Consider the following 24,286-nt stretch of genomic DNA (forward strand, 5'->3'; position numbering starts at 1 on the left):
CCGGGTCACGGCAACTTGTCGCCCCTACTCTTCACGACTCACCTTCGCGTGGTCGGTCACGACGCGTCGGAAGAGATCGTGACCGGTGCGCCCGGTGTGGTGTAGAGCCCAGTCCTGAGCCGCTTCGTGCCCATCCTGAGGGCCGGAGTCCTCTCCGCAGCCTTTCGTAGTACAGAACGCTTCGAAGATCACCCCGCCCTCCGGCACGTGCGTGATCGTGTGCGGTACGAACCGGTACACGGCACGGGTGCTCACTTGCCCCCCACCGCCCGGACGCACTTCGCGTGCCGATACACGACCGCCGGGCCTGCCGACGCGCGTTCCACCTCTGCCCGGTACACGGGCTCAAGCTTCCCGATCGGCTTCCTGCACAGCGGGCACGTCTCACCCGCCGGGGCGTAGGTTACGTACTCGTCTTTGATCGCGCCCGCCACCGTCTCGCCATCCCCTCGCGTAGGTCGCGAAGGACGTTAAGGCGAAGCGGAGTTGGTGACGGACCCAAACTGTCCCCCTGCTCGAATGGGTTAGGCAGCAGCTACTCCCACAGCCTCAGCAAGCGCGACAGCATCGGCCTTCAGCGGGCCGGACGCAGCCTTGGCCAAGTCCCGGGCCAGGCTCCGCGCAAATGGCACGTAACGCACCCCTTCCGGGCTGATCTTGTGCGCCGTTGACAGGTAGTGCACCCCTGCCGCCGTCTCGTGCTTCTGGTGGTGCCCGGCCGCAATGTCGAGCAGCAAACGGGAGCGCCGTTCCAGGGAGCCGACGGCTTCCGGCGTGATGGCCTCAGCGCGCCGCAGAGCCTCCCCCGGCGTCAGCAGCCCCACACCGACGCTCACGCCGTGAATCGCGACGTTGGATGCGTCGAACGCTGACGGGGTGTGCGTGTAGCCAGCGGGCAGACGGGATGCCGTACGGTCAGCTTCCGCCAGATACCGCTCAGCGTCACCAGAGCGGCCGTCGAGTCCGCACGAAATAGCGGCTTGCAGGTTCAACGCCCCGTAGACTCCCAGGACTTCGAGATCGCCCTGTTCCAGCAGCTCCCGCAGCAGTGCCATACCGGCTTCGTCCGTCTGTACGGCCTCTTCCCCGAACCCTGCCGCGCGCTGCCCAATGGCCGTAGACCACGCCGCCAGAGCGAGAGAGACGGGGTTGTCGGACTCCTCGCTGTGCGCCCGTCCACGGTCCAGCGCGAGCCAGTACAGCTCGGGCTCACAGATGTGGGCGAGCAACCGCTGAACGAGTCGGTACAGGTCGGCTGTAGCAGCGTGAGCGGCCCTCCGGTCGTCCCCCTGGTGAGCCTTCACGCAGGCGTGCGCGTCCCGGATCAGGTCAGGCAGCAGCGCCCCGACCTCTGTTCGCTGGTACCGGCTGCGGTGCCAGAGCCGCCACGCGCCCTCCACACGGCCTTTCAGCGCTTCAGGGGAGCACGGCCCCACGGTCGGCGTGCCGACGAACGAGACGCCATGCAGAGCCGCCCTGATCGGTGTAACGGAAGCGTGAGACAACTTGCCGACGGCGTCCGCCGGGATGGCCAGCTCATCCCCGGTCAGTATGGCCACATCGGAAATGTGTAGCGCGTGAGCAAGCCGCACGAGGTGCGTGATCGACCTCAGCTCCCGCTCACCGTTCTCGATCTTCTTCAACCAGTCAGATGACCGACCGACCAGACCAGCGAGCACAGCGCGCGTCATCCCTCGGCGTTCGCGAAGGATGCGGACACGCTCACCAGTCGTCAACTCGGCGGGCAGATCAGTCATGTTGCACGCTCCCTTTAACGGGTGAGGCTCTGATACCCGCAGCGTACGCCCGGCAAGCGGCCCCGGTCCGTGACAGCAAGGGCCGTTCGCCACGATCGGTAGACGGCCCTGTCGGCACGGCGCGGATCGATGCCTTTTTGCGCCAGACCCCCCGGGTACCTATTTCGCGGAAAGGTGCGTGGACATGGGGGCCGGGTCCTTTTGGAATATCCCGTTAGAGAATGGAGTGCCCCCGGCACCCCATGTGTCCGAGTGGGGATCCTTGGTGGATCCACTGCCTGACGGTCAGTCACCCCGAGCGCCGTTCCACAAACGATGATTTTCGGCCCGGAATCCGCCGGGACGGCGAACGCCGCGTGAAGGCACGGTTCGAGACGGTCGTCCTGGACTCTCAGGGGCTGTCGTCGTGGGTCACCGCCGACCGCAGGACCCATGCACTGCTTCAGCGCTTCTTCACCATGGGAGCGGACTTCGTGGTCAGCGCCAACACCATCGTGGAGGTCAGCCATGACCGGGTGAACCCACCGCGTCTGAACTGGGTGTTGTCCCAGGTGAAGGTGGAACCGGTAACCGAGCAGGGGGCGCGAGCCGCGGCCCGGCTCCTCAAGTCCACCGGGCTGCACGGCCACAAGTACGCCCTGGACGCGACCGTCGCCGAGGCAGCGCTTCGCCAGCCGGGCCCGGTGGCCATGCTGACCTCGGACGTCGATGACATGACCAAGCTGTGTGGGGACCGGGTACGGCTGATCGGGATCTAGCCCATGCCAGTGGGCGGCCCGCTCACCGGGTTGCCCGGGTCGTCCAGCCGGGCGGTCTGCCCCTGCGCCGTGACGCTGAGGCCGAACCGCTCGAATCCCGGACGGCCGTTTGCCGGCCACCACTGGTACGCGGCCTCCACCTCGCCCCAGAGCCGCCGGGGGCCTGACTGCCGTACGCCAAGACCTATCCGGGTTCGGCCGGCTCCAGGACCGTGCGCTGGTACCGGATGGCGGCGAAGGCGGCCGATACGGGACGGTCCGGACGGCGCCGGCTCAGCGGCTTGGGTCGGTCGCGCCCGTGAAGCGCTTCACGGCCCGGTTCGGGGCCGGCCCGGCCCTGCGGGGCTTGGGCGCGGGCTCCGGCAGGCGGGCCAGCCGCCCGCTGATCGCCGACGCCGCGCGGCTCACCGCGTCGCACAGCGGGGGGATCAGCTTCGCGTCCAGGGCGGTCACCGCGACGGCGGCCACCACCTGGCCGGACGCCGAGTGCACCGGAGCCGCCACGCACGACAGCGACTCCACGCACTGCTCGTAGTCGAACGCGAGCCCCCGCTCCCGGATCCCCGCGACCTCACGCGCCCAGGCGGCCTCCGTCCACCCCGCGGGCCGCTCCGGCACCGGGGCGGCCGCCGCCAGGACCAGTTCGGCCGCGCTGCCGGGCGGCAGGACGACACCGGAGCGCAGCGGGAAGATCTCGTCCACCTCGCCCCGCATGCCCCCGACGACGACGATGTGTCCGGCTTCGGGCACCGACAGGCTCAGGCTCGCCTCACCGCTGACCGCCGCGAGTTCCCGTAACGGCTGAGCCGAGGCGGCTCGCAGTGCGCGCGCCGGATGCCAGGCCTGCCCGAGCCGGAACGTCCGCGGGCCCAGCCGGTAGCGGCCTTTATGACTCTGCACCGCGCCCAGTGCGACCAGCTGCCGGAGCAGCCGGTGGGCGGTGGCCTTCGGCAGCTCGGCATCACTCGCCAGCCGGGTCAGCCCCACCTCGTCATCGTGCGCGAGTACCTCCATGAGTGCGAACGCGCCTTCCAGCACGCCGCGTCCCTCAGTGCCGGATCTCGCCATGAGGGTCCCCCTCTCATGCCGGGCCGTCGATCGGACGGCCCCGCAATTCCCCCGTCAGACCCCTTCGACCTGGTGGACCCCATGTGACGTGTAAATCGGCGGGTGTTGGCTGCCGATGTGCCGAAAAGCAGTGCGGGATCAGTCGAAAGCACCGCCATTGCCCGTAGGGTCCGGTTCGGGCTGAACACCGGCAGCGGTGAACCTACTTCGGCCGCTGCCCTATGAGTAGTTGACGTCTGCACAGTGACGCCCCCCGTTGGTAACAAGGTGCACAGCGAGTCGGGGTTTTGGAACGGCTTCCCTCAGTCGCCGGTCCGTTGAATGGACCGGATCGTTGCCCGTGCGCAGTGATCGAGCCACTGTGTTTCCCGTCAACGGACGGAACGCCGGCACTCCTGCGGGAGTCAAGCGGACGTCCACTCGCGGCAAACAGGGGAGGCACATATGAGCTCCATCAAGACGAGCGCGAAGCAGTTCAAGTACGTCATGGGTGCGCTGACGGCGGTCTTCTTCGGCGGTTGTTCGTGCAGCTGACGTAAACCCCGGGGGTGGGGGCGGCCGGCCGCCCCCACCCCTTCGTCCTGTCCGAGGTGCGAGGGAGGTATCAGTGCTGGAGACGGCTGTCCGGCAGGTGCGGGTGGCCACGGCCATGGTGTTCGGCCGGCGGCTGAACGCACGGGCCGTGGAACGGCTGGTGGCCGACGCGCTCGCCACGCTGGAGGAGTTCGGCTCACTCGGCGACGATGTCGATGAACTGGCCGACGGACCGTTCACCGATCCGGCCGAGCGCCGCGATCTGCAGAACCGGGCGCTCCAGCGCACCGTGCGCAGGCTCGCCGCACGCTCGCCCTTCTACCGGGAACGGCTCGCCGGAGTGGACCCGGCCGGGATCACGACCGAGACGCTCCCCCGCATCCCGGTGACCCGCAAGGCCGACCTGATCGCCCGCCCCGCCGACTTCCTCTGCAGCGACCCGTACCTGGTGACGCAGACCACCGGCACCACCGGAACGCCGGTCCGGATCTGGCTCTCCCGCTACGAGATGGAGCTGTGGCCCGCCCTGATCGCGCTGTCCCTGGTGCTCCGCGGCGAACTCGGCCCCGGCGACCGGATGCAGATCAACCTCAGCTCGCGGGCGACCGCCGCCGTACAGGAGGACGTCGAGGTGTGCCGCCTCGCCAACGCCGCCTGTCATGTCGTGGGACAGGTCCCGCCCGAGGAGTCCGTCGAGCACCTGCTCGGCCGCTCCGGCCCCCGGCCGACGGTGCTCACCGGCAATCCCAGCTATCTCGCCCGCCTGGTGGGCGTCGCCCGCGAACGCGGTTACGGGCCACAGGACTTCGGGCTGCGCGCGGTCTACGCGGGAGGGGAGATGCTGTCGCGCAACCTGGCGGCCGCGTTCCGCGAGACCTTCGGCGCACGCACCGTCGGTGACTCCTTCGGGATGACCGAGCTGCTGCCCGTCAGCGGCCGTACCTGTACCCACCATCACCTGCATATCGACCCCAACATGGGGTACACGGAGGTCCTCGACCTTGAGACGGGCGAGCCCGCCGGGCCCGGCCGCCTCGGCGAGCTGACGGTGACCCCGTATTTCCCCTACCGGGAATGCATGCCCGTCCTGCGCTACAACACCGGTGACGTGGTCCGCACCCTGGACGGCGAGCCCGCCTGCGAACTCGCCTCGGTCCCCGCGGTCTCCCACATCCTCGGCAAGGCCGGACAGGTGTACCGCACCGCCGACGCCGTCGTCACCCCGCGCGACATCGTGGAGGCGCTGGACGGCACCCCCGGCCTGCCATGGCCGCTGCGCCACCGGGCCGAGGTCACCGCCCGGCGCCGGCTGCACATAGAGGTCGCCTCCAAGGAACTCGGCGCGGCCGACGTGACCGAACGGCTGCGGGCCGAGGGCATCGACGCCGATGTCACCGTCCTGCCGCTGGACGACGCGGAAGCGGCGCTGCGCTTCCCGCTCCGCTGCGACCTGCTGGAGCACACCTTCACCCGGAGCCAGGCATGACGGTCTTCTTCCAACTCGCGGTCAGCTGCGCCCTGGTACTCGCGGTGTGCGCCGGCGCCGTCGGCTACTTCCGCACCGTCCGCACCACCCGGCCGCCGATCGGCGTCTTCAACGGTGCCGACATCTTCCTGATGATGGGCTTCGTCCTGGCGCTGCCGTACCTGTACCTGGCGCTGCCCGGCGCGGTCCTGCCGGTGGTGCTCGCGGTGGCCTTCGCGGGCGGGCTGTCCGTCGGCTACCAGCCCGTCATCGGCGACGGAAGGCTGCGCTGGGCGCTGATCGCCGTGCTGATCGCGGCCGTGCTCGGCGCCCACCTTGCCTTCGGCGACACCGCCGCGCCGTACTGGATCGCCAACAGCTGCGTCGTCGGCCTGGTCGTGGTCTCCGCCACCAATATCAACGTCCAGGGCGGGATGCGGCTGAAGAACGTCGCATGGTTCCTGCTCGCGCTCACCGTCTATGACGCGTTCTTCGCCTGGGTCGTCCCGCTGACCGAGGAACTGTCCGACGCGGTCCAGGGCTACCCCTTCGCCCCCGCGGCCGGGTTGCGCCTCGGGGAGGACCTCGGCGCCGTGCTCGGCATGGGTGACCTGCTGGCCTACGCCCTCTTCACCACCGCCGCCTACAAGGCGTACGGGAAGGCGGGGCTGCGCACCGGGATCGTGCTGGTCGTGCTCTTCGGCGCCGTGGCCCCGATGGCCACCCTGCACATCGTCGGCGCGGTCACCGGGCACGCCCCGGCGCTGATCCCGGCCCAGGTGTTCTTCGGCCCGGCGGCCTTCGCCGGCCACCTGCTCCTGCGCCGCCGGGGCCCGGAACGGCGGATGGCCGAACTCGCGTTCCGCCGCGTCGCGACCGCCGGGACTCAGGCCGGGAACGTCCCGGCCCAGGCATAGATGCCGCGGCTCGGCAGCCACGAGAAGCACCGTCAACGCCGCATGGGCGGCACCGTGGCAACGGTGCCGCCCATGCGTCAGTAGCTCAGGTCAGCGGTGGCAGCTCGCCGGGAGGGCCGGGAAGGTCACCGTGGCCGAAGGGTGGCCGCCGCCCTCGAAGTTGAAGACCAGCTTGGGGTGCTTGGTGTTGGCGCCGACGATCTTGGCCATAAAGCCGTAGCGCTTGGGGAGCACGGGGTGCTTGCGGTCCAGCCAGACCGTGAACCGCTTGTGGGTGTCCCCGTCGAGGAAGGCGGCGTGCGGGCCGTTGAGATCGGTCTTCAGCAGCGCCATGGTGCCGGCGCCCGCGCCCGTCTCCTTGGTCACCTGGCAGTTGGGGACGGGCTTGACGCGGTCCGCGGTGATCTGGCCGGTACGGGCGTTGAGCTTGATCACCCAGCTGCCGTGCCGGTAGACCGGGTACTTGGCGCCCAGGACCGCCAGCTCGGCATTTCTGGGGGAGACGATGACCGCGGTGAAGTTGTGGGCCGACATCGGGTAGATGATGGCCTTGTTGCCGTCGGGGAGCCGCTTTTCGGTGATGGGTGCGTGGCCACTGGCCGAGGCCGGGGCCGCGTCCGCCGCGAAGGCGGCGGACACGGGGGCGAGGACGGCACCCGCGAGGGCGGCGGTGGCAAGGGTGACGCGCAGGGCAGTACGGCGACGAGACATGCGTGGCTCCTGAGTGATGAGCGCTTGAGGGATGAGTGTCCGCATGCCGCTTTCCTCAGCTGTGGGGCGGGTGAGTTGGGCGGTGCTGCTGAGGAAAAGCTATGGACCGGGTGTGAGCACGCCGTGCGCCTGATGTCACCAAACCGCTACAGGGAGCGGAACGTTGGTGTCCGGATAGCCCGGCCGGTTACCGCCCCAGCACCCGGTCCCGCAGCACCGGAAACTCCTCCCGGGTGCGGGCGACCCGTTCCGGGTCAAGGTCCACGGTGAGGATCTGCTCGTCGTGGCCGGCCTCGGCCAGGACCTCGCCCCAGGGGTCGATGACCAGGGAGTGGCCCGCCTGCCGTACGCCCGCGTGGGTGCCCGCCGTGCCGCAGGCCAGTACGTAGCACTGGCTCTCCACCGCGCGGGCGCGGGCCAGGAGGGTCCAGTGGTCGCGGCGGCGGTCGGGCCAGCCGGCCGGGATGACCAGGGTCTGGGCGCCGGCGTCCACCAGGGACCGGAAGAGTTCCGGGAAGCGGAGGTCATAGCAGGTGGCCAGGCCCAGGACCGTGTCGGGGAGGGCATGGGTGACCGGCCGCTCGCCGCGGCCGAGGAGTACCGCCTCGCCGCGGTCGAAGCCGAAGCGGTGGATTTTGCGGTAGCGGGCGGCCAGTTGGCCCTCGGGGGAGAAGAGGAGGGAGGTGTTGTAGAGGGCGCCGTCGGTGGCGCGTTCGATGATGGAGCCGGCGTGCAGCCAGACTCCCGCGCCGCGGGCGGCAGTTGACATCGCGGCGGCGGTGGGGCCGTCCAGCGGCTCGGCCCCGGCGGCGAAGCGGTCGAAGGCGAAGGCGCCCAGCGGCCAGAGTTCGGGCAGTACCACCAGGTCGCTGCCGCGCTGGTCGAGGACGAGGGCGGCGGCCCGGGCGCGGCGGGCCTCGGGGGTCTCGTCCTCGGTCACGGCGAGCTGGATCAGGGAGGCGCGCACAGTACCACCGCTCTCGGTAGGGGAAACCTCTGCCGGTCCGACCGGCCGCAGCGTAACTTAAGCCGAGGAGCATGCGATTGAGAGCACGTGCCACCGCCATAAGCCCTGCCCCGCCCGCACCGCCCGAGGGACCACCGTGACCGTCCACCCAAGCCTGCAGCCCGCCGTCGATGCCTGGACCCACTCCATCGAGGCCATCAGCGAACTGGTCAAGCCGCTCGCCGAGAGCGACTGGAACCGGCCCACCGAGTGCCCGGGGTGGTCGGTGCGGGACGTTGTGTCCCATGTGATCGGTGTGGAGTGCGAAATGCTGGGCGAGCCCAGGCCCATTCACACCCTGCCGCGTGATCTGTTCCATGTGACCGACGAGTTCAGCCGGTATATCGAGGTTCAGGTCGATGTCCGGCGCTGCCACACGGCGTTGGAGATGACCTCCGAGCTGGAGTACACCATCATCCGGCGGTCCCGGCAGCTGCGCAATGACAACCGTTCACCGCAGACGCCGGTGCGCTGGCCGCTGGGGACGGACAACGAGCGCACTCTCGAACGGACGTTGACCACCCGGGCCTTCGATGTATGGGTGCACGAGCAGGACCTGCGCCGGGCGCTGGGCGTGCCCGGCAATCTGGACTCGCCGGGCGGGCTGCTCACCCGGGATGTGCTGGTGGGCGCGCTGCCCCGGGTGGTGGCCGAGGACGCGGGCGCCCCGGCCGGCGCCACGGTGGCCTTCGATGTGCATGGGCCGGTGGAGTTCCTGCGCACGGTGCGGGTGGACGAGCACGGCCGGGGCTCGGTGGACGCCAGTGTCTCGCTGGGGCCGACGGTGGCGTTCTCGCTGGACTGGGAGACCTATCTGCGGCTGGCCTGCGGCCGGGTACGGCCGGAGGCGGTGGCCGACCGGGTCAAGGTGGAGGGGGACGGGCGGCTGGCGCGGGCGATCCTCGCCGCGTTCGCCGTCACCCCGTAACGCTCAGGCCGTGAGGTCACGGGCGGGAACATGGACGGTCTCCACCCGGGAGGCCACCACCCGTTCCCGCTCCCGGCGTTCGGCCCGTCCGCGCAGCCGCAGGATCTGGGCCAGGCCCAGCGCCTGGACGGCGAATACGGCGGAGAACGCGGCCCGGTAGTTCTGGCCGGTGGCGTCCAGTAGTACGCCGATGGCCAGCAGGGTGGTGATGGAGGCGGTGAAGCCGCCCATATTGACTATGCCGGAGGCGGTGCCCTGCCGTTCCGGCGGGTTGGCGGGCCGGGCGAAGTCAAAGCCGAGCATGGAGGCGGGGCCGCAGGCGCCCAGCGCCGCGCACAGGGTGACCAGCAGCGCCATGGGCGCGTGCCCGGGCCAGCCCAGCGCGGCCGCCCACAGCAGGGCGGTGGCCGCCACGGTGCCCAGGGCCAGCGGCAGCCGGGCGTCATGGTGCCGGGCGACGATCTGCCCGTAGACCAGGCCGACGGCCATGTTCACCAGCACCACCAGGGTGAGCAGGGCGCCCGCGGTCTCCCGGGACAGCCCCTGGGCCTGGACCAGGTAGGGCATCCCCCACAGCAGCAGAAAGACCATGGCGGGGAACTGGGTGGTGAAGTGCACCCACAGGCCGAGCCGGGTGCCGGGCTCCCGCCAGGCCAGGGCTATCTGACGGCGCACCCGGCGATCGGCGGGCGGGGCGGCGGCGGGCGCCGGGACGGCGTGGCCCTCGGGGTGGTTCTCTGGATGGTTCTCCGGGTGGCCCGCAGTCCGGCCCAGGGGATCGCCCCCGGGATGGCCCTCGGGATGGTCCTTGAGGAAGGCCAGCAGCAGGACCAGCACCACCACTCCGGCCGCCGCGCTGCCCGCGAAGGTGGCCGTCCAGCCGCGGGCGTGCAGCAGATCGGCCAGCAGCAGGGTGGACACCAGATTGCCGGCCATCCCGAACAGCGCCGCCACCTGGGCGATCATCGGGCCGTACCGGACGGGGAACCAGCGCGAGCCCAGCCGCAGCACGCTGATGAAGGTCATGGCGTCCCCGCAGCCCAGCAGCGCCCGGCTGGCCAGCGCCATGCCATAGGTGTGGGAGAGGGCGAAGGCCAGCTGTCCGGCGGTGAACAGCACCGTGCCCAGGGCCAGCACCTTCTTGGTGCCCAGCCGGTCCACCAGCAGGCCGACGGGTATCTGCATGCCCGCGTAGACCAGCAGTTGGAGGATGGAGAAGGTGGACAGCGCGGAGGCGCTGACATGGAAGCGGCGGGCGGCGTCCAGACCGGCCACGCCCAGGCTGGTGCGGAAGACAATGGCGACGAAGTAGACCGCTACGCCGATTCCCCAGACGAAGACGGCACGGCGGCCACCAGGAGGATCCGAGGGAAGGGCGGCGGCGGTGTTCACCGGACCTCGCCGCGGGCCAGGTTGCGTACCCAGCTCACATGCCGCCCGATGATCTCGATGGCCGCCTCGGCGTCCCCGTCCCGCAGGGCGGCGAGGATCTCGGTGTGCTCGGCGATGTTCTTGGCAATCCGGTCCGGATGGGCGTGCATCACCGCCACCCCCATCCGCAACTGCCGGTCGCGCAGCTGGTCATAGAGCCGGGAGAGGATCTGGTTCCCGGCGTTGCGGACAATCTCGGCGTGGAACGCGCGGTCGCTGACCGAGACCGCGGCCAGGTCGCCCGCCTCGGCCTGCCGCCGCATATCGTCCACCAGCTCTTCCAGGCGCTCGATCAGGAGCGGCGGCGCGGGCACCGCCTTGGCCGCGGCGTGCTGCTCCACCAGCAGCCTGGTCTCCACCACATCGGAGATCTCCTGGGCGGACACGGCGAGCACAAGCGCCCCCTTCTTGGGATAGAGCTTGAGCAGTCCCTCGCCCTCCAGCCGGAGCAGCGCCTCCCGGACGGGCGTCCGGGAGACCCCCACGGCCTCGGCCAGACCGCCCTCGGTCAACAGCGTGCCGCCCTCGTAACGCCGGTGCAGGACCGCCTCCTTGACATGCGCGTAGACCCGCTCGGCGGCCGGCGGCCGGCTGTCCTGGACAGTGGGAGCGAAAGACATGCGCACAGCATAGATACAACACAGATGCCTGATGAGACCCTGTCCGCGATCCGGACGCCAACTGGTACGGACCGGTGCGCAGTTCAGTCGGTCAGCGGGGTGATGAACACAAAGCGCAGATCGGGACGCTGTATGGGCAGCAGCACATGGCTGGCCACCCTGACCTCCGTATGGCCGTGGTACGGCAGACACAGGCGGAAGACATGGCCGTCCCGGTGCTCCACCACATCGTGTTCCTCGGACCAGATGCGCCGGCAGTCGGCGTCGGCGTCCAGGATCTCCCTTACCAGCGCCCGCAGTTCGGCGTTCGCCGGGTCACTGTTGGCGGCCACCCGCAGCATGGCCAGATACTGCCGGGCGCAGTTGTCCTCCCAGTCGAGCATCTGCTCCCGGGCCTCGGGGTGCAGCAGCGCCCAGCGCATCAGATTGGGGGCGGGGCGCAGCACCCAGGGGAACCACTCACCCATCAGGTCGTTGGCGGCCACCACATTCCAGGCGGTGTCGGAGAGATAGCAGGGATAGCTCACCTGCTGCTGGAGCAGGCTGCGGACGCCCTCCGGGAGGTCCTCGCGGGGCCGGGCCGGGAGGCCGGGCGGGCGGCGGCCGGTGACGGCCAGGAAGAGGGTCAGCGTCTCGGCGTCACTGAGCCGCAGCGCCTGGGCGACCCGCAGCAGAAAGCTCTCGGAGAAGTCCTGGCGGCGGCCGGCCTCCAGCGCCCGGTACCAGCCCTCGCTGACGCCCGTCATCCGGGCGACATGCGCCTGGGAGAGCCGCCGGCCCGGCCGGGGCTGCACCCAGCGCAGCTCGGGCAGGGTATGGGCGTCGATCCGGGCCCGCCAGGCACGCAGCAGGCGACTGATGGAATCGCCTTGCTGCTCCACGGTCCCTCCAGCACCAGAAACCGACACTGAAAGTGTCGGCCAATCTTAAGTAAATTGCCGCACACGGGCCATTCCACCCCCTGCCAGGGTGATGTCCCGAGGCCGCTCCGTAACACGGAAGAAGGGCCCGGACGCTGCTTGCGCTCCTCACGGGAGGGGGGTGAGGAGACAGCGCGCCGGGCCCTTCTTCCGTTCTGCCGCTTGGCTCGGCCCCGGGCCATCAGCCCCAGGTCAGCAGGCGCTTGGGGTGCTCGAGTACGGCCGCGATATCGGCCAGCACCTTGGAGCCCAGCTCGCCGTCCACCAGGCGGTGGTCGAAGGACAGCGCCAGCGTGGTGACCTGCCGGGGCTTGACCTTGCCCTTGTGCACCCAGGGCTGGAGCTTGATGGCGCCCACGGCCAGGATCGCGGACTCGCCCGGGTTGAGGATGGGCGTACCGGTGTCCACACCGAAGACCCCGACATTGGTGATGGTGACCGTGCCGCCCTGCATATCGGCGGGCGCGGTCTTCCCCTCTCGGGCGGTGGTCACCAGGTCGGCCAGCGCGGTGGCCAGTTCGGCCAGCGTCTTGCGGCCGGCGTCCTTGATGTTGGGCACCAGCAGGCCGCGCGGGGTGGCCGCGGCGATGCCCAGGTTCACATAGTCCTTGCGGACGATCTCCTGGTTGGCCTCGTCCCAGGCGGCGTTGACATCCGGATTGCGCCGGATCGCCAGCAGCAGCGCCTTGGCCACGATCAGCAGCGGGTTGATCCGCAGCCCCGCCAAGTCCGGGTCCTGCTTGAGCTGTTGGACCAGCTTCATGGTGCGCGTGACATCAACGGTGATGAACTCCGTGACATGCGGCGCGGTGAAGGCGCTGGCCACCATGGCCTGGGCGGTGGCCTTGCGGACGCCCTTGACCGGGATACGGGTCTCGCCCGCGACGGCCCCGGCGGGTGCGGCGGGCGCGGTGGCCTCGGCCACCGGGACGGCCGGGGCCGTCGCCTGCTGGGCGGCGGCATGGACGTCATCCCGGGTGACGATCCCGTCCGGACCGGTCGGGGTGACGGCCGCCAGGTCGATGCCCAGGTCCTTGGCCAGCTTGCGGACCGGGGGCTTGGCGAGCGGACGGGCGGCAACGGCCGGTGTGGCAAAGGCCGTTGCTCCTGCGGTCGTCGCGGCACCCTGCGCGGGGACGGCACCTATGGCGGCGGACACGCCGGCCTGACCGGGTGCGTACCCGGCGGCCGGCACCGCGCCGGTGCCGACTCCGGCGGGTGCGGCACCGTGCCCGTTGAGCTCCGCCTGGATTCCGGCGGTCACCGATGAACCCGCCCGGTCCGGCTGCGACTTGCGCGGCCTGCGCTTGGTGGAGGACGGAGCCGCTCCGTACCCCACCAGCACCGCCTGACGGCCCTGGGTGCCCGCCGTCTCCGCGTGCGCGGCCGGCTCGGCCGGCGGCGGAACGGCCGCCGAGGCGTCCGGCTTGCCCTGGCCCACCTCGGTAACCGGCTCCGCCGGACCCGCACCCGGCTGGGTGTCCACGGAGATGATCGGCACCCCGACGTCCACCGTGGTGCCCTCCTCGAAGCGCAGCTCATGCACCACGCCGTCGAAGGGGATCGGCAGTTCCACGGCCGCCTTGGCGGTCTCCACCTCGCAGACCACCTGACCGTCGGAGACGGTGTCCCCCACGGCCACGTACCACTTGAGAATCTCGGCCTCGGTGAGCCCCTCGCCCACATCGGGCATCTTGAACTCGCGGAAGCGCTCGCTGCTCGCAGTCATCGTCACGACTCTCCTCAGCCCTCAGTACGCCAGGGCGCGATCGACGGCGTCGAGTACCCGGTCCAGTCCGGGAAGGTACTCGTCCTCCAGCCGCGACGGCGGATAAGGGGCGTGGTAGCCGCCGACCCGCAGGACCGGGGCCTCCAGGTGGTAGAAGCAGCGCTCGGTGATCCGGGCCGCGATCTCCCCGCCGGAGCCGAAGAAGACCGGGGCCTCATGGACCACGACCAGCCTGCGGGTGCGCTGGACGGAGGCCTGGATGCTGTCGAAGTCGATGGGCGAGATGGAGCGGAGGTCCAGCACCTCCAGCGACTTGCCCTCCTCCTCGGCCGCCGCCGCGGCCTCCAGACAGGTCTTGACCATGGGGCCGTAGGCGGCCAGCGTCAGGTCCGTGCCCTGGCGCACCACCCGGGCGGCGTGCAGCGGGCCGGGGATCGCCTCGGTGTCCACCTCGGCGCGGTCGTGGTAGCGCCGCTTGGGCTCAAAGTAGATCACCGGGTCGTCGCTCTGGATGGCCTGCTGAAGCATCCAGTAGGCGTCCGCGGCGTTCGAGGGGGAGACCACCTTCAGGCCCGCCACATGCGCGAACAGCGCCTCGGGGGACTCGCTGTGGTGCTCCACGGCACCGATGGCGCCGCCGTAGGGGATCCGGATGACCACCGGCAGCTTGACCTTGCCCAGTGCCCGGGCGTGCATCTTGGCCAGCTGGGTGACGATCTGGTCGTAGGCGGGGAAGACAAAGCCGTCGAACTGGATCTCCACCACGGGGCGGTAGCCGCGCAGCGCCAGGCCGATGGCGGTGCCGACGATGCCGGACTCGGCCAGCGGGGTGTCGATCACCCGGTCCTCGCCGAAGTCCTTCTGCAGGCCGTCGGTGACCCGGAAGACGCCACCGAGCTTGCCGACGTCCTCACCCATGATCAGGACCTTGGGGTCGGTCTCCAGGGCGGTGCGCAGCGAGGCGTTGATCGCCTTGGAGATCGAAAGCTTCTCGATGGCCATCAGCGGCTCTCCTCGTCTGCGAACGAAGCCTGGTACGCGGCGAATTGCTCGCGCTCCTCATCGACCAGCGCATGGCCGTCGGCGTAGATGTTGTCGAAGATGGCCATCCGGTCCGGGTCGGGCATGGTGCGCACGGTGTCGCGTACCCGCTTGGCGAGCGCGTCGCTCTCCGCCTCCAGCTCGGCGAAGAAGGCCTCGTCCGCGTGGCCTTCGCGCTCCAGCAGCCGGCGCAGCCGCAGGATGGGGTCCTTGGCCTCCCACAACTCCCGCTCCTCGTCCCGCCGGTAGCGGGTGGGATCGTCGGAGGTGGTGTGCGCGCCCATCCGGTAGGTGAACGCCTCGATCAGCATGGGCCCCTGGCCGCTGCGGGCCCGGTCCAGCGCGGCCCGGGTGACCGCCAGGCAGGCCAGGACGTCATTGCCGTCCACCCGGACACCGGGGAAGCCATAGCCCTGGGCGCGCTGGTAGAGCGGGACGCGGGTCTGCTTCTCGGTGGGCTCGGAGATCGCCCACTGGTTGTTCTGGCAGAAGAACACCACGGGCGCGTTGTAGACCGCGGAGAAGGTGAAGGCCTCGGCCACATCGCCCTGGCTGGAGGCGCCGTCGCCGAAGTAGGCGATCACCGCGGAGTCGGCGCCGTCCTTGGCGACGCCCATGGCGTAGCCGGTGGCGTGCAGCGCCTGGGAGCCGATGACAATGGTGTAGAGGTGGAAGTTGTTCTCGTTGGGGTCCCAACCACCGTTGTTGACACCGCGGAACATGCCCAGCAGGTTCACCGGGTCCACCCCGCGGCACCAGGCGACGCCGTGCTCGCGGTAGGTGGGGAAGACATAGTCGTCGGCCCTGGAGGCACGTCCGGAGCCGATCTGGGCCGCCTCCTGGCCCAGCAGCGAGGCCCACAGGCCCAGTTCGCCCTGGCGCTGCAGGGTGGTGGCCTCGCCGTCGAAGCGGCGGGTCAGCACCATGTCCCGGTACAGGCCGCGCAGTTCCTCGGGCGTGACGTCGATCGCGTAGTCGGGGTGCTCGACCCGCTCGCCCTCGGGCGTCAGCAGCTGCACCAGCTGCGGCTCGCCGGCCGGCTTCCTGCTCCCGGCGCGTTTTCCGCCGCGCGTCTTGCGCGGAGCGGTGCTCTCCACGGTCACGTGTGCTCCTCCGTCTGTCCGGCCCCCGGGGTCGCCGGCGGCCGAAGGGGATCCCCCCGCCGTGGGGCTGGGGTTCTCGCTCGCGTCCCGGCCGGCACACGGGGTGGGTGTGCCAAGGCCCGAACCGGGCGTGACAGGTGTCCCGGCGAATGGCCTGCAATAAGCACGTTACCCAGACTTCGGCATAACCGCGAAACCCCTCTGACCTGCGATTTTGCTTGGATTTCCAAGTAAATCGAGAAAGCCGGGCCAATGCGGAAGCCAATGCACAGGTCACGGCCTTGCGGGCCGCCGGAACGACCGCACGTTATCCCGGACGACTTCGGCAGGGGAAGACTTGATGTGTGAGACTGGCTCTGTGCGCGAAGAAGGAAAAATCACGGTATTCCTGCTCGATGACCACGAAGTGGTACGCCGCGGCGTCCATGAGCTGCTCGTCGGGGAAGCGGACATCGAGGTGGTCGGCGAGGCCGGCACCGCGGCGGACGCACTGGTGCGCATCCCGGCCACCCGCCCCGATGTGGCCGTGCTGGACGTACGGTTGCCGGACGGCAGCGGGGTGGAGGTCTGCCGGGAGATCCGGTCCCGGGACGACTCCATCAACTGTCTGATGCTCACCTCCTTCGCGGACGACGAGGCGCTCTTCGACGCGATCATGGCCGGGGCCTCCGGTTACGTCCTCAAAGCCATTCGCGGCAATGAACTGCTTTCCGCGGTACGCGATGTGGCCGCCGGTAAATCCCTGCTGGACCCGGTGGCCACCGCCCGGGTTCTGGAACGTCTGCGTGACGGAAAGGGACCCAAGGGTGACGACCGGCTCGCCGGACTCACCGAACAGGAACGCCGCATTCTGGATCTCATCGGTGAAGGCCTGACCAACCGCGCCATCGGCGAACGCCTGCATCTCGCCGAGAAAACGATCAAAAACTATGTCTCCAGCCTGCTCGCCAAGCTGGGCATGGAACGCCGCTCCCAGGCCGCCGCCTATGTGGCCCGGCTCCAGGCGGAACGGCGCTGAGCGGGCGCTGTGCCGGATGCTCTGCGGCGATGGGGTGATTCGGGACCAACGTCCTGATCACTCAAGGGCGGGTGCCCCTACGTGGCCGAGTGGTGACCTGCTTCAGTGGTGCGCATGTCACCCGACGCTGACCGGGCCCTGGAGCTGCTCGGCCGCCAGCCCTACGGCCGGCTCTCGCTGAGCATGCGCGCGCTGCCCTTTGTCGTGCCCACCCGCCATATCGTCGTGGACGGGGTGGTGATGGTGCGGCTGCCCGGCGGCTTCGGTTACGCGGGCGCCGGCGACGGAAGCGTCATCGCCTATGAGGCCGACAACTTCGGCGGCCGCGAGGAGGGCCAGGAGGACGTCTGGTCCGTCCAATGCATCGGCGTGGCACGGGCGTTCACCCCCTCACCGGCCCAACTCGAACTCTTCGGCCCGGCTCCCCGGGCGGCCGACAATGCCCCCTTCATCCCCGAATATCTGTGCCTGGAACCGCAGTTCACCAGGTTCCACCGCCTTGAGGGCGTACCCGCGCGCCAGGCCGTACACGCTTGTTGAACTAACATTTGCGGCGTGCCGCGCTCAGATGTCTCCACCGCACCGCCCCCCGACACCGGCACGCTCCGTTCCCTGCTGCGCCGTTACCGGCAGGCCGGGGAACCGGTCACCTGCGAGCCCCTCACCGAGGGACTGCTCAACCGCGGCTACCGGCTGTCCACCACCCGCGGCCGCTTCTTCCTCAAACACCATCTGGACGGCGACCACGCGGCCATCGCCCGCCAGCACGCCGCCACCCTCCGGCTGGGCCTGCTGGGCGTGCCGGTGGCCCCGCCGGTGGAGCGCACCGACGGCTCCACCGTCACCGTGCTGGGCGGCCGCTGCTACGCCCTGCACCCCTGGATCGAGGGGCGGCACCGGGACGGCGGCGAACTGACCGCCGCCCAGTCCCGCCGGCTGGGCGCCCTGCTGGGCAAGGTGCACACCAGCCTGGAGGAGGTGATGGCGGGCTCCGAGGGCACCGCCCAGGACCATGAGGCGGCCGATCCCCAGGACACCTACGCCCTGATCGAGGAGTTGCTGGGGCTGATCCGCCGGCGCCGCCGGGACGCCTTCGACGAACTGGCCGAACACCGGCTGGTGGAGCGCCGCGCTCTGCTGGAACGGCACGCCCACCGCCGCCCCACCGCGGCCGCCACCCCGGCCCGGGGCTGGGTGCACGGCGACTTCCATCCGCTCAACCTGCTCTACCGGGACGGCGAACCGGCCGCCATCGTGGACTGGGACCGGCTGGCGGTCCAGCCCCGCGCGGAGGAGGCGGTACGGGCCGCGGTGATCTTCTTCCTGCGCCCCGACGGCACCCTGGACCTGGCCAAGATACGGCCGTACGCCCGCGCCTACCGCCGGGCCACCGGCGCCTCGCCCGGCGAGCTCGCCGCCGCCGTCCACCGGGTGTGGTGGGAGCGGCTCAACGACTTCTGGATGCTGCGCTGGCGCTACCAGCTGAACGACCACCGCGCCGACCCCGGTTTCCCGGCGTCGGCGGCGCTGTCGGTGTGGTGGACCGGCTCCTATGAGGCGGTCCGCGAGGCGTTCAGCGACTGAGCGGACTCAGCCGGTGAGGCCGAGGCTGGCGTTGCCCTGGGTCGTCCCCTGGGTGGTGCCCTGGTTGGCGTTGCCCTGAGTCGTCCCCTGAGTGGTCCCCTGGGTGGTGCCCTGGTTGGTGTTGCCCTGGGAGGGGTTCTTGCCGTCCGTGGGCTGGCTGGTGGGCCCGGTCGGGTCATGGCTGGGCGCGCCGGTGGAGGGGTTGCCGGAGGGCTGCCGCGGGTGGCGCGGCGGCGCCGTCCGCTCACCGGTGTTGTCACCGGAGTCGCCCGTGCCACCGGTGGTGGAGCCGTTCTCGTCCACCGGGGGAGGAGTGTGCCGGCGGTGCACGTCCGGGGACGGGGACTCGCTGGGGCTCTCGGAGACCGAGGGGGAGGAGCTGGTCTTGGGGGGCTTTGTCCCCGAGCCGTGGTCGGTGTTCTTGTTCATGGACATAAAGGCGACCACGCCCACCACCGCCAGGATGGCCAGCGCGGCGATGAGCAGCAGCCTGCCCCGGCCGCTCCCGCCGCCCCGGCCGCCCGGGACGTAGTCGTCCTGGCCCGGGCCGCCGATGCCCGGCGGCAGGATCCGCTGCGGCGAGGTGTCGCCGTGCGCCGGGTGCGGCATGGCCGTGGTGGCGCCCATGCCCACGCCGCCCAGCGCCTGGGTGGCGGCGGTGGCATGGGTGACCGGGCCGGTGCTCCAGGAACCGGAGTGACCGCCGGCCTCCTGGAGCATCTGGAGGCTGTACTGGACCAGCGAGCGCATCTCCTCGGCGCTCTGGAACCGGTCGTCCGGGTCCTTGGCCAGCGAGCGCATCACCAGGCCGTCCAGCTCCGGCGGCACCGAGCCCAGCACCTGGGAGGGCGGCACCGGGTTGTCCTGGACGTGCTGGTAGACCACCGACAGCGGGGTCTCGCCGGTGAACGGCGGGCGCAGCGCCAGCAGCTCATAGAGCAGGCAGCCGGTGGCGTAGAGGTCCGAGCGGGCGTCCACGGTCTTGCCCAGCGCCTGCTCGGGCGAGAGGTACTGCGGGGTGCCCATGACCATGCCGGTCTGGGTCATGGTGGACGCGGCGCCGTGCAGGGCACGGGCGATGCCGAAGTCCATCACCTTCACCGCGCCGGTGTTGGTGATGATCACGTTGGCGGGCTTGATGTCCCGGTGCACGATGCCGTGCTGATGGCTGTAGGCCAGCGCCTCCAGCACCCCGGAGACGATGATCAGCGCCTGCTCCGGCGGCGGGGCCTCGGCGTTGAGCAGCAGGTCCCGGATGGTCCGGCCTTCAACCAGCTCCATGACGATGTACGGCACGGTCTGCCGGCCGACCACGTCCTCGCCGGAGTCGTAGACGGCCACCACCGCGTGGTGGTTCAGGCCGGCCACCGACTGTGCCTCGCGGGTGAAGCGGGCCTTGGAGACCGGGTCCTCGGCCAGGTCCGCGCGGAGCAGCTTCACCGCGACGGTCCGGCCCAGGCGGAGGTCCTCGGCGGCGAACACCTCGGCCATGCCGCCCCGGCCCAGCCGGTGGGTCAGTCGGTAACGGCCGTCGCCCACCAGGCCGCCGTTACCCCACATTTCCGGCACATCGGGCATACCAGCCCCGTTGGCGTCAGGGTCGGACGGACCCTGGGCGCTCTGCGTCTGTGCCATCAGTCCTCGCCGTCGTGTCTGGCCGCTCACGTGGGGGCGCTATGCGTTGGGCTCTCCTAAGGAACGCTACAGGCTCCGCGGCGCGCTCCGGTCCGGGATGGACCGGCTATCAAACCCGTAGCGGCGCAAGCAAGGCAAATTCCGTGACACCTTGTCGCGCATCCCGTCACGGAACGGGCACGCGGCTTGACGTGCCCCTGGCCTGGGGCACACTTGGCCGGGATACCCGATCCAGCCGATCATCACCAGCCAAGTGTGCGCCAAGGGGGAAGCAAGACCATGAGCCAGGACGGCGCGCAGGGCCGCTATACGGGAGGCACCGTCGGCGGCGGCCGCTACCAGCTGCGGGATCTCCTCGGGGAGGGCGGCATGGCATCCGTCCACCTGGCTTATGACTCGGTGCTCGACCGCAATGTGGCGATCAAGACACTGCACACCGAACTCGGCCGGGAATCGTCCTTCCGCGAGCGCTTCCGGCGTGAGGCGCAGGCCGTGGCCAAGCTCACCCACACCAATATCGTCTCGGTCTTCGACACCGGCGAGGACACCCTCGACGGCACCACCATGCCGTACATCGTCATGGAGTACATCGAGGGCAAACCGCTGCGCTCGGTGCTGGACGCGGATGTGGCCCAGTACGGGGCCATGCCCACCGCCAAGGCGCTGAAGATCACCTCGGATGTGCTGGCGGCGCTCGAGGTCAGCCATGAGATGGGCCTGGTCCACCGGGACATCAAGCCGGGCAATGTGATGATGACCAAGCGTGACGTGGTCAAGGTCATGGACTTCGGCATCGCCCGCGCCATGCAGTCCGGCGTCACCTCGATGACCCAGACCGGCATGGTGGTCGGCACCCCGCAGTACCTCTCCCCCGAGCAGGCGCTGGGCCGGGGCGTGGACGCCCGCTCCGACCTCTACTCGGTCGGCATCATGCTCTTCGAGCTGCTCACCGGGCGGCTGCCGTTCGACGCCGACTCCCCGCTGGCCATCGCCTATGCGCATGTCCAGGAAGAGCCGGTGGCCCCGTCCACCATCAACCACTCCATCCCGCCCGCGGTGGACGCGCTGGTGGCCCGGGCGCTGAAGAAGAACCCGAACGAGCGCTTCCCCAGCGCCGCGGCGATGCGGGACGAGATCGAGCGGGTGGCCGGAACCGCGCATGCCGCGCCCTCGCCGGTGATCGCGGCCGCGGCGCCCCCGCCGCGGGACGGCTCCGGGGTCTCCTCGGCGGTCTTCCCGCCGGTGGACCAGCAGGCGGCGCCAGGGCCCCAGGGCGTCCAGACGCCGTACCAGCCGGGCCCGTACCACACCCCCTACAACGCGGCCCCGCCCGCGCCCACCCCCGCCTACCAGCAGCCCGCCCCCGCGTACCAGACCCCGCCGCCGATGACGCCCGCGCCGGCACCGGCGCCCGCGGCCAAGAGCAACAAGCCGGTGATCATGGGCTCGGCGGTGGTCGCCGTGCTGGCCGTCATCGGTGTGATCGTGGCCATCTCGCTCAAGAGCGGCGGCTCCGACGTCAAGGCCGACCCCACCCCCTCGCACCCGGTGCAGCAGTCGGCCACGCCCCAGGGCGGGGGCACCGAGGGGAAGTTCAAGGACGGCGACAAGACCAAGACCATCGACGCCACCAAGTGCACCCAGGCCACTGACTCCTACAACGACAAGACCAAGAAGAACGCGCCCGACTTCACCTATCTCTACATCGACTCGGTGAAGCAGTGCTTCCAGGCCGCCAACTGGAAGTACAAGGTGGTCTTCCAGGACGAGAACCTGTGGGGCAAGGGCATGGTGCTCGCCCAGAACCCCATCCCCGGGGACACCTTCGACCCCAACAGCACCATGACGCTGACCGTCTCCACCGGCCAGGCCGCTTCCTAGCGGCGGGACCGCGGGGGCTTGGGCACCCCCGCGGCAATCCGGCCGTGCTGACGGATAACGCGCTTACAGATACGGGCCGGAACGGGCACCGCCGTGCTGCTGATGCCCCTCCTCCTGGCCCTCCATGGTGAGCCCGGCGGGCAACGCCCGGCGCATCTGCTCCAGTTGGGCCCGGGCGGCCATCTGCTGGGCGAACAGCGTGGTCTGGATGCCATGGAAGAGGCCCTCCAGCCAGCCGACCAACTGGGCCTGGGCAATACGCAGTTCGGCCTCGCTGGGCACGCTCTCCTCGGTGAAGGGGAGCGACAGCCGCTCCAGCTCCTCCACCAGCTCCGGCGCCAGACCGTCTTCCAGCTCCTTGACCGAGCTGTGGTGGATCTCCTTCAACCGGGCCCGGCTGGCCTCGTCCAGAGGAGCCGCCCGCACTTCCTCCAGCAGCTGCTTGATCATGCTGCCGATCCGCATGACCTTGGCGGGCTGCTCGACCATCTCCGTCACCGGGACCTCGCGCGACTCGTCGTCACCCTCCCCGCCGCCGGGGTTGGTGCTGGCGAGAGCCATGCCGTCCTGGCCTACCACCAGGATGTGCGGGCTCTCCTGCGACCGTTCATTCCTCGGCATATCCATGCCGCCATTCTCTCGCACAAGTGATTTCCCCCTGGTGATGCCCCCGTACACGTGTGATCGAACGGTCCCTGGTGTCACCTACGGCGCAGCCGCAGGGCGAAGAAGCCCAGGCCCAGTCCGGTGAGGGCCAGCCCGGTGCCCAGCGGCAGGATGCGCAGTACCCGGCGGGGCGGCGGCGGCTGCTGCTGGGTGCCCCGGTCACCGGCGGCGCCGTCCAGCCGGGCGGCGGCGGGGGGCGCGGGGGCCCGGGTCGGGGGCGGCGTCGGTACCCTGCTGGGCCCCGGTGAACTCGGCGCTTCCCGCTCGGGGTTGTCCTCCTCGGCGGCCTCGGAGGGGTCCATGGCGCGGCCGGGGTGCGGGCGCCCCACGCCGGCGGCCGTCCCGGCGAGGCGGCCTTCGTCCGGAGGAGGAGAAGGACTGGCCGTACCGCTCAGGACGGCCGTCAGCAGCAGGGCGGACAGCGCTCCAGCGATCACATTCTCACGGTCACATGGACCGGGGCGTCGGGCGCGTTGAAGGGGGCGGGGCGGGTGACGGTGCCCCGGCCCCGCCGTACGGCCGTCAGGTGGTGAGCAGCACCTTGCCCACGTGGCCGCTCTCCTCCACCACCCGGTGGGCCAGGGCGGCGTCCCGCATCGGCAGCGTACGGTCCACCACCGGGCGGACCCGGCCGCCGGAGATCAGGGGCCAGACGTGCTCCCGGACCGCGGCCACAATGGCCGCCTTCTCCGCCAGCGGCCTGGAGCGCAGCGCGGTGGCGGTCACCGCGGCCCGCTTGGCCAGCAGCTTGCCCAGGTCCAGCTCGCCCTTGCGGCCGCCCTGGAGGCCGATGATGGCCAGCCGGCCGTTGACGGCCAGGGCGTCCACATTCCTCGGCAGATACTTGGCGCCGATGATGTCCAGGATGACGTCCGCGCCGACGCCACCGGTGACCTTGTGCAGCTCCTCGACGAAGTCCTGCTCCCGGTAGTCGATCAGGATGTCGGCGCCCAGCTCCCGGCAGTGCTCCAGCTTCTCCTTGCCGCCCGCGGTGACCGCCACCCGGGCCCCCACCGCCTTGGCCAGCTGCACCGCCATGGTGCCGATGCCGCTGCCGCCGCCGTGCACCAACAGGGTCTCGCCGGGCCGGAGATGGGCGATCATAAAGACGTTGGACCAGACCGTGGCGGTGACCTCGGGCAGCGCGGCGGCGGTGACCACGTCCAGGCCGTCCGGCACCGGAAGCAGCTGTCCGGCCGGTACGCACACCTGCTCCGCGTAGCCGCCGCCGGACAGCAGGGCGCACACCTCGTCGCCGACCGCCCAGCCGCTGACGCCGGGCCCGAGGGCGGCGATCCGGCCCGAGCACTCCAGACCGGGGTAGGGGGAGGCGCCGGGCGGGGGCGCGTAGTGCCCTTGCCGCTGAAGGATGTCCGCCCGGTTGACGGCGCTGGCCGCGACCTCGACCAGTACCTCTCCCTCGCCGGGCTCGGGATCGGGCACCTCGGCCCAGAGCAGTGCGTCGGGGCCGCCGGGTGTGGGGATGGTGATCGCATGCATGCGGGTGAGGCTAC

At 70.5% G+C, this 24,286-nt stretch carries 23 protein-coding genes; 8 read left to right on the top strand and 15 right to left on the bottom strand.

Annotated elements, in window-relative coordinates:
* Positions 1-24: 24 nt before the first annotated feature.
* Together CV755_RS37365 and CV755_RS22995 are read right to left on the bottom strand one after the other, a co-directional pair.
* Positions 25-279, bottom strand: coding sequence for a DUF7848 domain-containing protein (locus CV755_RS37365; RefSeq protein ID WP_479681640.1), 255 nt, complete (start codon positions 277-279; stop codon positions 25-27).
* A 245-nt stretch (positions 280-524) separates the two neighbouring features.
* Complete coding sequence (locus tag CV755_RS22995) at positions 525-1,757, bottom strand: helix-turn-helix domain-containing protein (RefSeq protein ID WP_109282191.1); 1,233 nt, start codon at positions 1,755-1,757, stop codon at positions 525-527.
* A gap of 356 nt (positions 1,758-2,113) precedes the next feature.
* Between CV755_RS22995 and CV755_RS23000 the strand changes: the two genes are divergently transcribed.
* Positions 2,114-2,515: a DNA-binding protein gene (locus CV755_RS23000; protein ID WP_109282192.1), complete on the top strand. Its 402-nt coding sequence runs from the start codon at positions 2,114-2,116 to the stop codon at positions 2,513-2,515.
* A 273-nt stretch (positions 2,516-2,788) separates the two neighbouring features.
* Here the strand turns inward: CV755_RS23000 and CV755_RS23010 are convergent, their stop codons facing one another.
* Complete coding sequence (locus tag CV755_RS23010; protein WP_241561362.1) at positions 2,789-3,529, bottom strand: IclR family transcriptional regulator; 741 nt, start codon at positions 3,527-3,529, stop codon at positions 2,789-2,791.
* A gap of 661 nt (positions 3,530-4,190) precedes the next feature.
* On the opposite strand from CV755_RS23010, the gene CV755_RS23015 reads away from it, so the two are divergent.
* The gene (locus CV755_RS23015) at positions 4,191-5,603 is read left to right on the top strand and encodes a phenylacetate--CoA ligase family protein (RefSeq protein WP_109282194.1); all 1,413 of its coding nucleotides are present in this window, start codon (positions 4,191-4,193) and stop codon (positions 5,601-5,603) included.
* Positions 5,600-6,499 carry a hypothetical protein gene (locus CV755_RS23020; RefSeq protein WP_109282195.1) on the top strand — a complete coding sequence of 300 codons (900 nt, stop codon included), beginning with the start codon at positions 5,600-5,602 and terminating at the stop codon, positions 6,497-6,499. Before CV755_RS23015 ends, CV755_RS23020 begins: the two co-directional genes overlap by 4 nt.
* 90 nt (positions 6,500-6,589) lie before the next feature.
* On the opposite strand, the gene CV755_RS23025 is transcribed toward CV755_RS23020, so the two are convergent.
* Together CV755_RS23025 and CV755_RS23030 are read right to left on the bottom strand one after the other, a co-directional pair.
* On the bottom strand, positions 6,590-7,210 hold the full coding sequence (locus CV755_RS23025; RefSeq protein ID WP_109282196.1) for a hypothetical protein: 621 nt from the start codon (positions 7,208-7,210) through the stop codon (positions 6,590-6,592).
* Positions 7,211-7,397: 187 nt separating this feature from the next.
* Entirely contained in the window at positions 7,398-8,177 is a 780-nt protein-coding gene (locus tag CV755_RS23030) for a carbon-nitrogen family hydrolase (RefSeq protein WP_109282197.1), read from the bottom strand.
* A 136-nt stretch (positions 8,178-8,313) separates the two neighbouring features.
* Between CV755_RS23030 and CV755_RS23035 the strand changes: the two genes are divergently transcribed.
* Positions 8,314-9,144: a maleylpyruvate isomerase family mycothiol-dependent enzyme gene (locus CV755_RS23035; RefSeq protein ID WP_109282198.1), complete on the top strand. Its 831-nt coding sequence runs from the start codon at positions 8,314-8,316 to the stop codon at positions 9,142-9,144.
* 3 nt (positions 9,145-9,147) lie between these two features.
* On the opposite strand, the gene CV755_RS23040 is transcribed toward CV755_RS23035, so the two are convergent.
* The 6 genes from CV755_RS23040 to pdhA form a co-directional block, all read right to left on the bottom strand.
* On the bottom strand, positions 9,148-10,536 hold the full coding sequence (locus tag CV755_RS23040) for an MFS transporter (protein WP_109282199.1): 1,389 nt from the start codon (positions 10,534-10,536) through the stop codon (positions 9,148-9,150).
* Positions 10,533-11,195: a GntR family transcriptional regulator gene (locus CV755_RS23045; RefSeq protein ID WP_109282200.1), complete on the bottom strand. Its 663-nt coding sequence runs from the start codon at positions 11,193-11,195 to the stop codon at positions 10,533-10,535. Before CV755_RS23045 ends, CV755_RS23040 begins: the two co-directional genes overlap by 4 nt.
* 83 nt (positions 11,196-11,278) lie before the next feature.
* On the bottom strand, positions 11,279-12,076 hold the full coding sequence (locus CV755_RS23050) for a helix-turn-helix transcriptional regulator (RefSeq protein WP_161968736.1): 798 nt from the start codon (positions 12,074-12,076) through the stop codon (positions 11,279-11,281).
* A gap of 220 nt (positions 12,077-12,296) precedes the next feature.
* Positions 12,297-13,844: a dihydrolipoamide acetyltransferase family protein gene (locus tag CV755_RS23055; RefSeq protein WP_109282202.1), complete on the bottom strand. Its 1,548-nt coding sequence runs from the start codon at positions 13,842-13,844 to the stop codon at positions 12,297-12,299.
* Positions 13,845-13,865: 21 nt separating this feature from the next.
* Positions 13,866-14,846, bottom strand: a complete 981-nt coding sequence (locus CV755_RS23060; RefSeq protein ID WP_109282203.1) for an alpha-ketoacid dehydrogenase subunit beta — start codon at positions 14,844-14,846, stop codon at positions 13,866-13,868.
* The gene (pdhA, locus tag CV755_RS23065; protein ID WP_109282204.1) at positions 14,846-15,988 is read right to left on the bottom strand and encodes a pyruvate dehydrogenase (acetyl-transferring) E1 component subunit alpha; all 1,143 of its coding nucleotides are present in this window, start codon (positions 15,986-15,988) and stop codon (positions 14,846-14,848) included. Before pdhA ends, CV755_RS23060 begins: the two co-directional genes overlap by 1 nt.
* 358 nt (positions 15,989-16,346) lie before the next feature.
* Between pdhA and CV755_RS23070 the strand changes: the two genes are divergently transcribed.
* The 3 genes from CV755_RS23070 (at position 16,347) to CV755_RS23080 (ending at position 18,590) form a co-directional block, all read left to right on the top strand.
* Positions 16,347-17,006: a response regulator gene (locus CV755_RS23070; protein ID WP_109282205.1), complete on the top strand. Its 660-nt coding sequence runs from the start codon at positions 16,347-16,349 to the stop codon at positions 17,004-17,006.
* A gap of 114 nt (positions 17,007-17,120) precedes the next feature.
* The gene (locus CV755_RS23075) at positions 17,121-17,546 is read left to right on the top strand and encodes a pyridoxamine 5'-phosphate oxidase family protein (protein ID WP_109282206.1); all 426 of its coding nucleotides are present in this window, start codon (positions 17,121-17,123) and stop codon (positions 17,544-17,546) included.
* Between the two features lie 15 nt (positions 17,547-17,561).
* Positions 17,562-18,590, top strand: coding sequence for a phosphotransferase (locus tag CV755_RS23080; RefSeq protein WP_109282207.1), 1,029 nt, complete (start codon positions 17,562-17,564; stop codon positions 18,588-18,590).
* Between the two features lie 6 nt (positions 18,591-18,596).
* On the opposite strand, the gene CV755_RS23085 is transcribed toward CV755_RS23080, so the two are convergent.
* Positions 18,597-20,225 (bottom strand): protein kinase domain-containing protein, encoded by a 1,629-nt coding sequence (locus tag CV755_RS23085; RefSeq protein WP_109282208.1) that lies wholly within the window; start codon positions 20,223-20,225, stop codon positions 18,597-18,599.
* Positions 20,226-20,504: 279 nt separating this feature from the next.
* Here CV755_RS23085 and CV755_RS23090 point away from each other — a divergent pair, with 279 nt between their 5' ends.
* Positions 20,505-22,106: a protein kinase domain-containing protein gene (locus CV755_RS23090; RefSeq protein WP_109282209.1), complete on the top strand. Its 1,602-nt coding sequence runs from the start codon at positions 20,505-20,507 to the stop codon at positions 22,104-22,106.
* A 63-nt stretch (positions 22,107-22,169) separates the two neighbouring features.
* Here the strand turns inward: CV755_RS23090 and CV755_RS23095 are convergent, their stop codons facing one another.
* From CV755_RS23095 to CV755_RS23105, 3 genes are all read right to left on the bottom strand, one after another.
* Entirely contained in the window at positions 22,170-22,733 is a 564-nt protein-coding gene (locus tag CV755_RS23095; RefSeq protein WP_193553462.1) for a bacterial proteasome activator family protein, read from the bottom strand.
* A 74-nt stretch (positions 22,734-22,807) separates the two neighbouring features.
* Positions 22,808-23,209 carry a hypothetical protein gene (locus CV755_RS23100; protein ID WP_109282210.1) on the bottom strand — a complete coding sequence of 134 codons (402 nt, stop codon included), beginning with the start codon at positions 23,207-23,209 and terminating at the stop codon, positions 22,808-22,810.
* 85 nt (positions 23,210-23,294) lie between these two features.
* The gene (locus CV755_RS23105; protein ID WP_109282211.1) at positions 23,295-24,272 is read right to left on the bottom strand and encodes an NAD(P)H-quinone oxidoreductase; all 978 of its coding nucleotides are present in this window, start codon (positions 24,270-24,272) and stop codon (positions 23,295-23,297) included.
* Between the last annotated feature and the right edge of the window lie 14 nt (positions 24,273-24,286).

Origin of the sequence: Streptomyces orinoci (assembly GCF_003121295.1) — a bacterium.
In the GTDB taxonomy this organism is placed as follows: domain Bacteria; phylum Actinomycetota; class Actinomycetes; order Streptomycetales; family Streptomycetaceae; genus Streptomyces; species Streptomyces orinoci.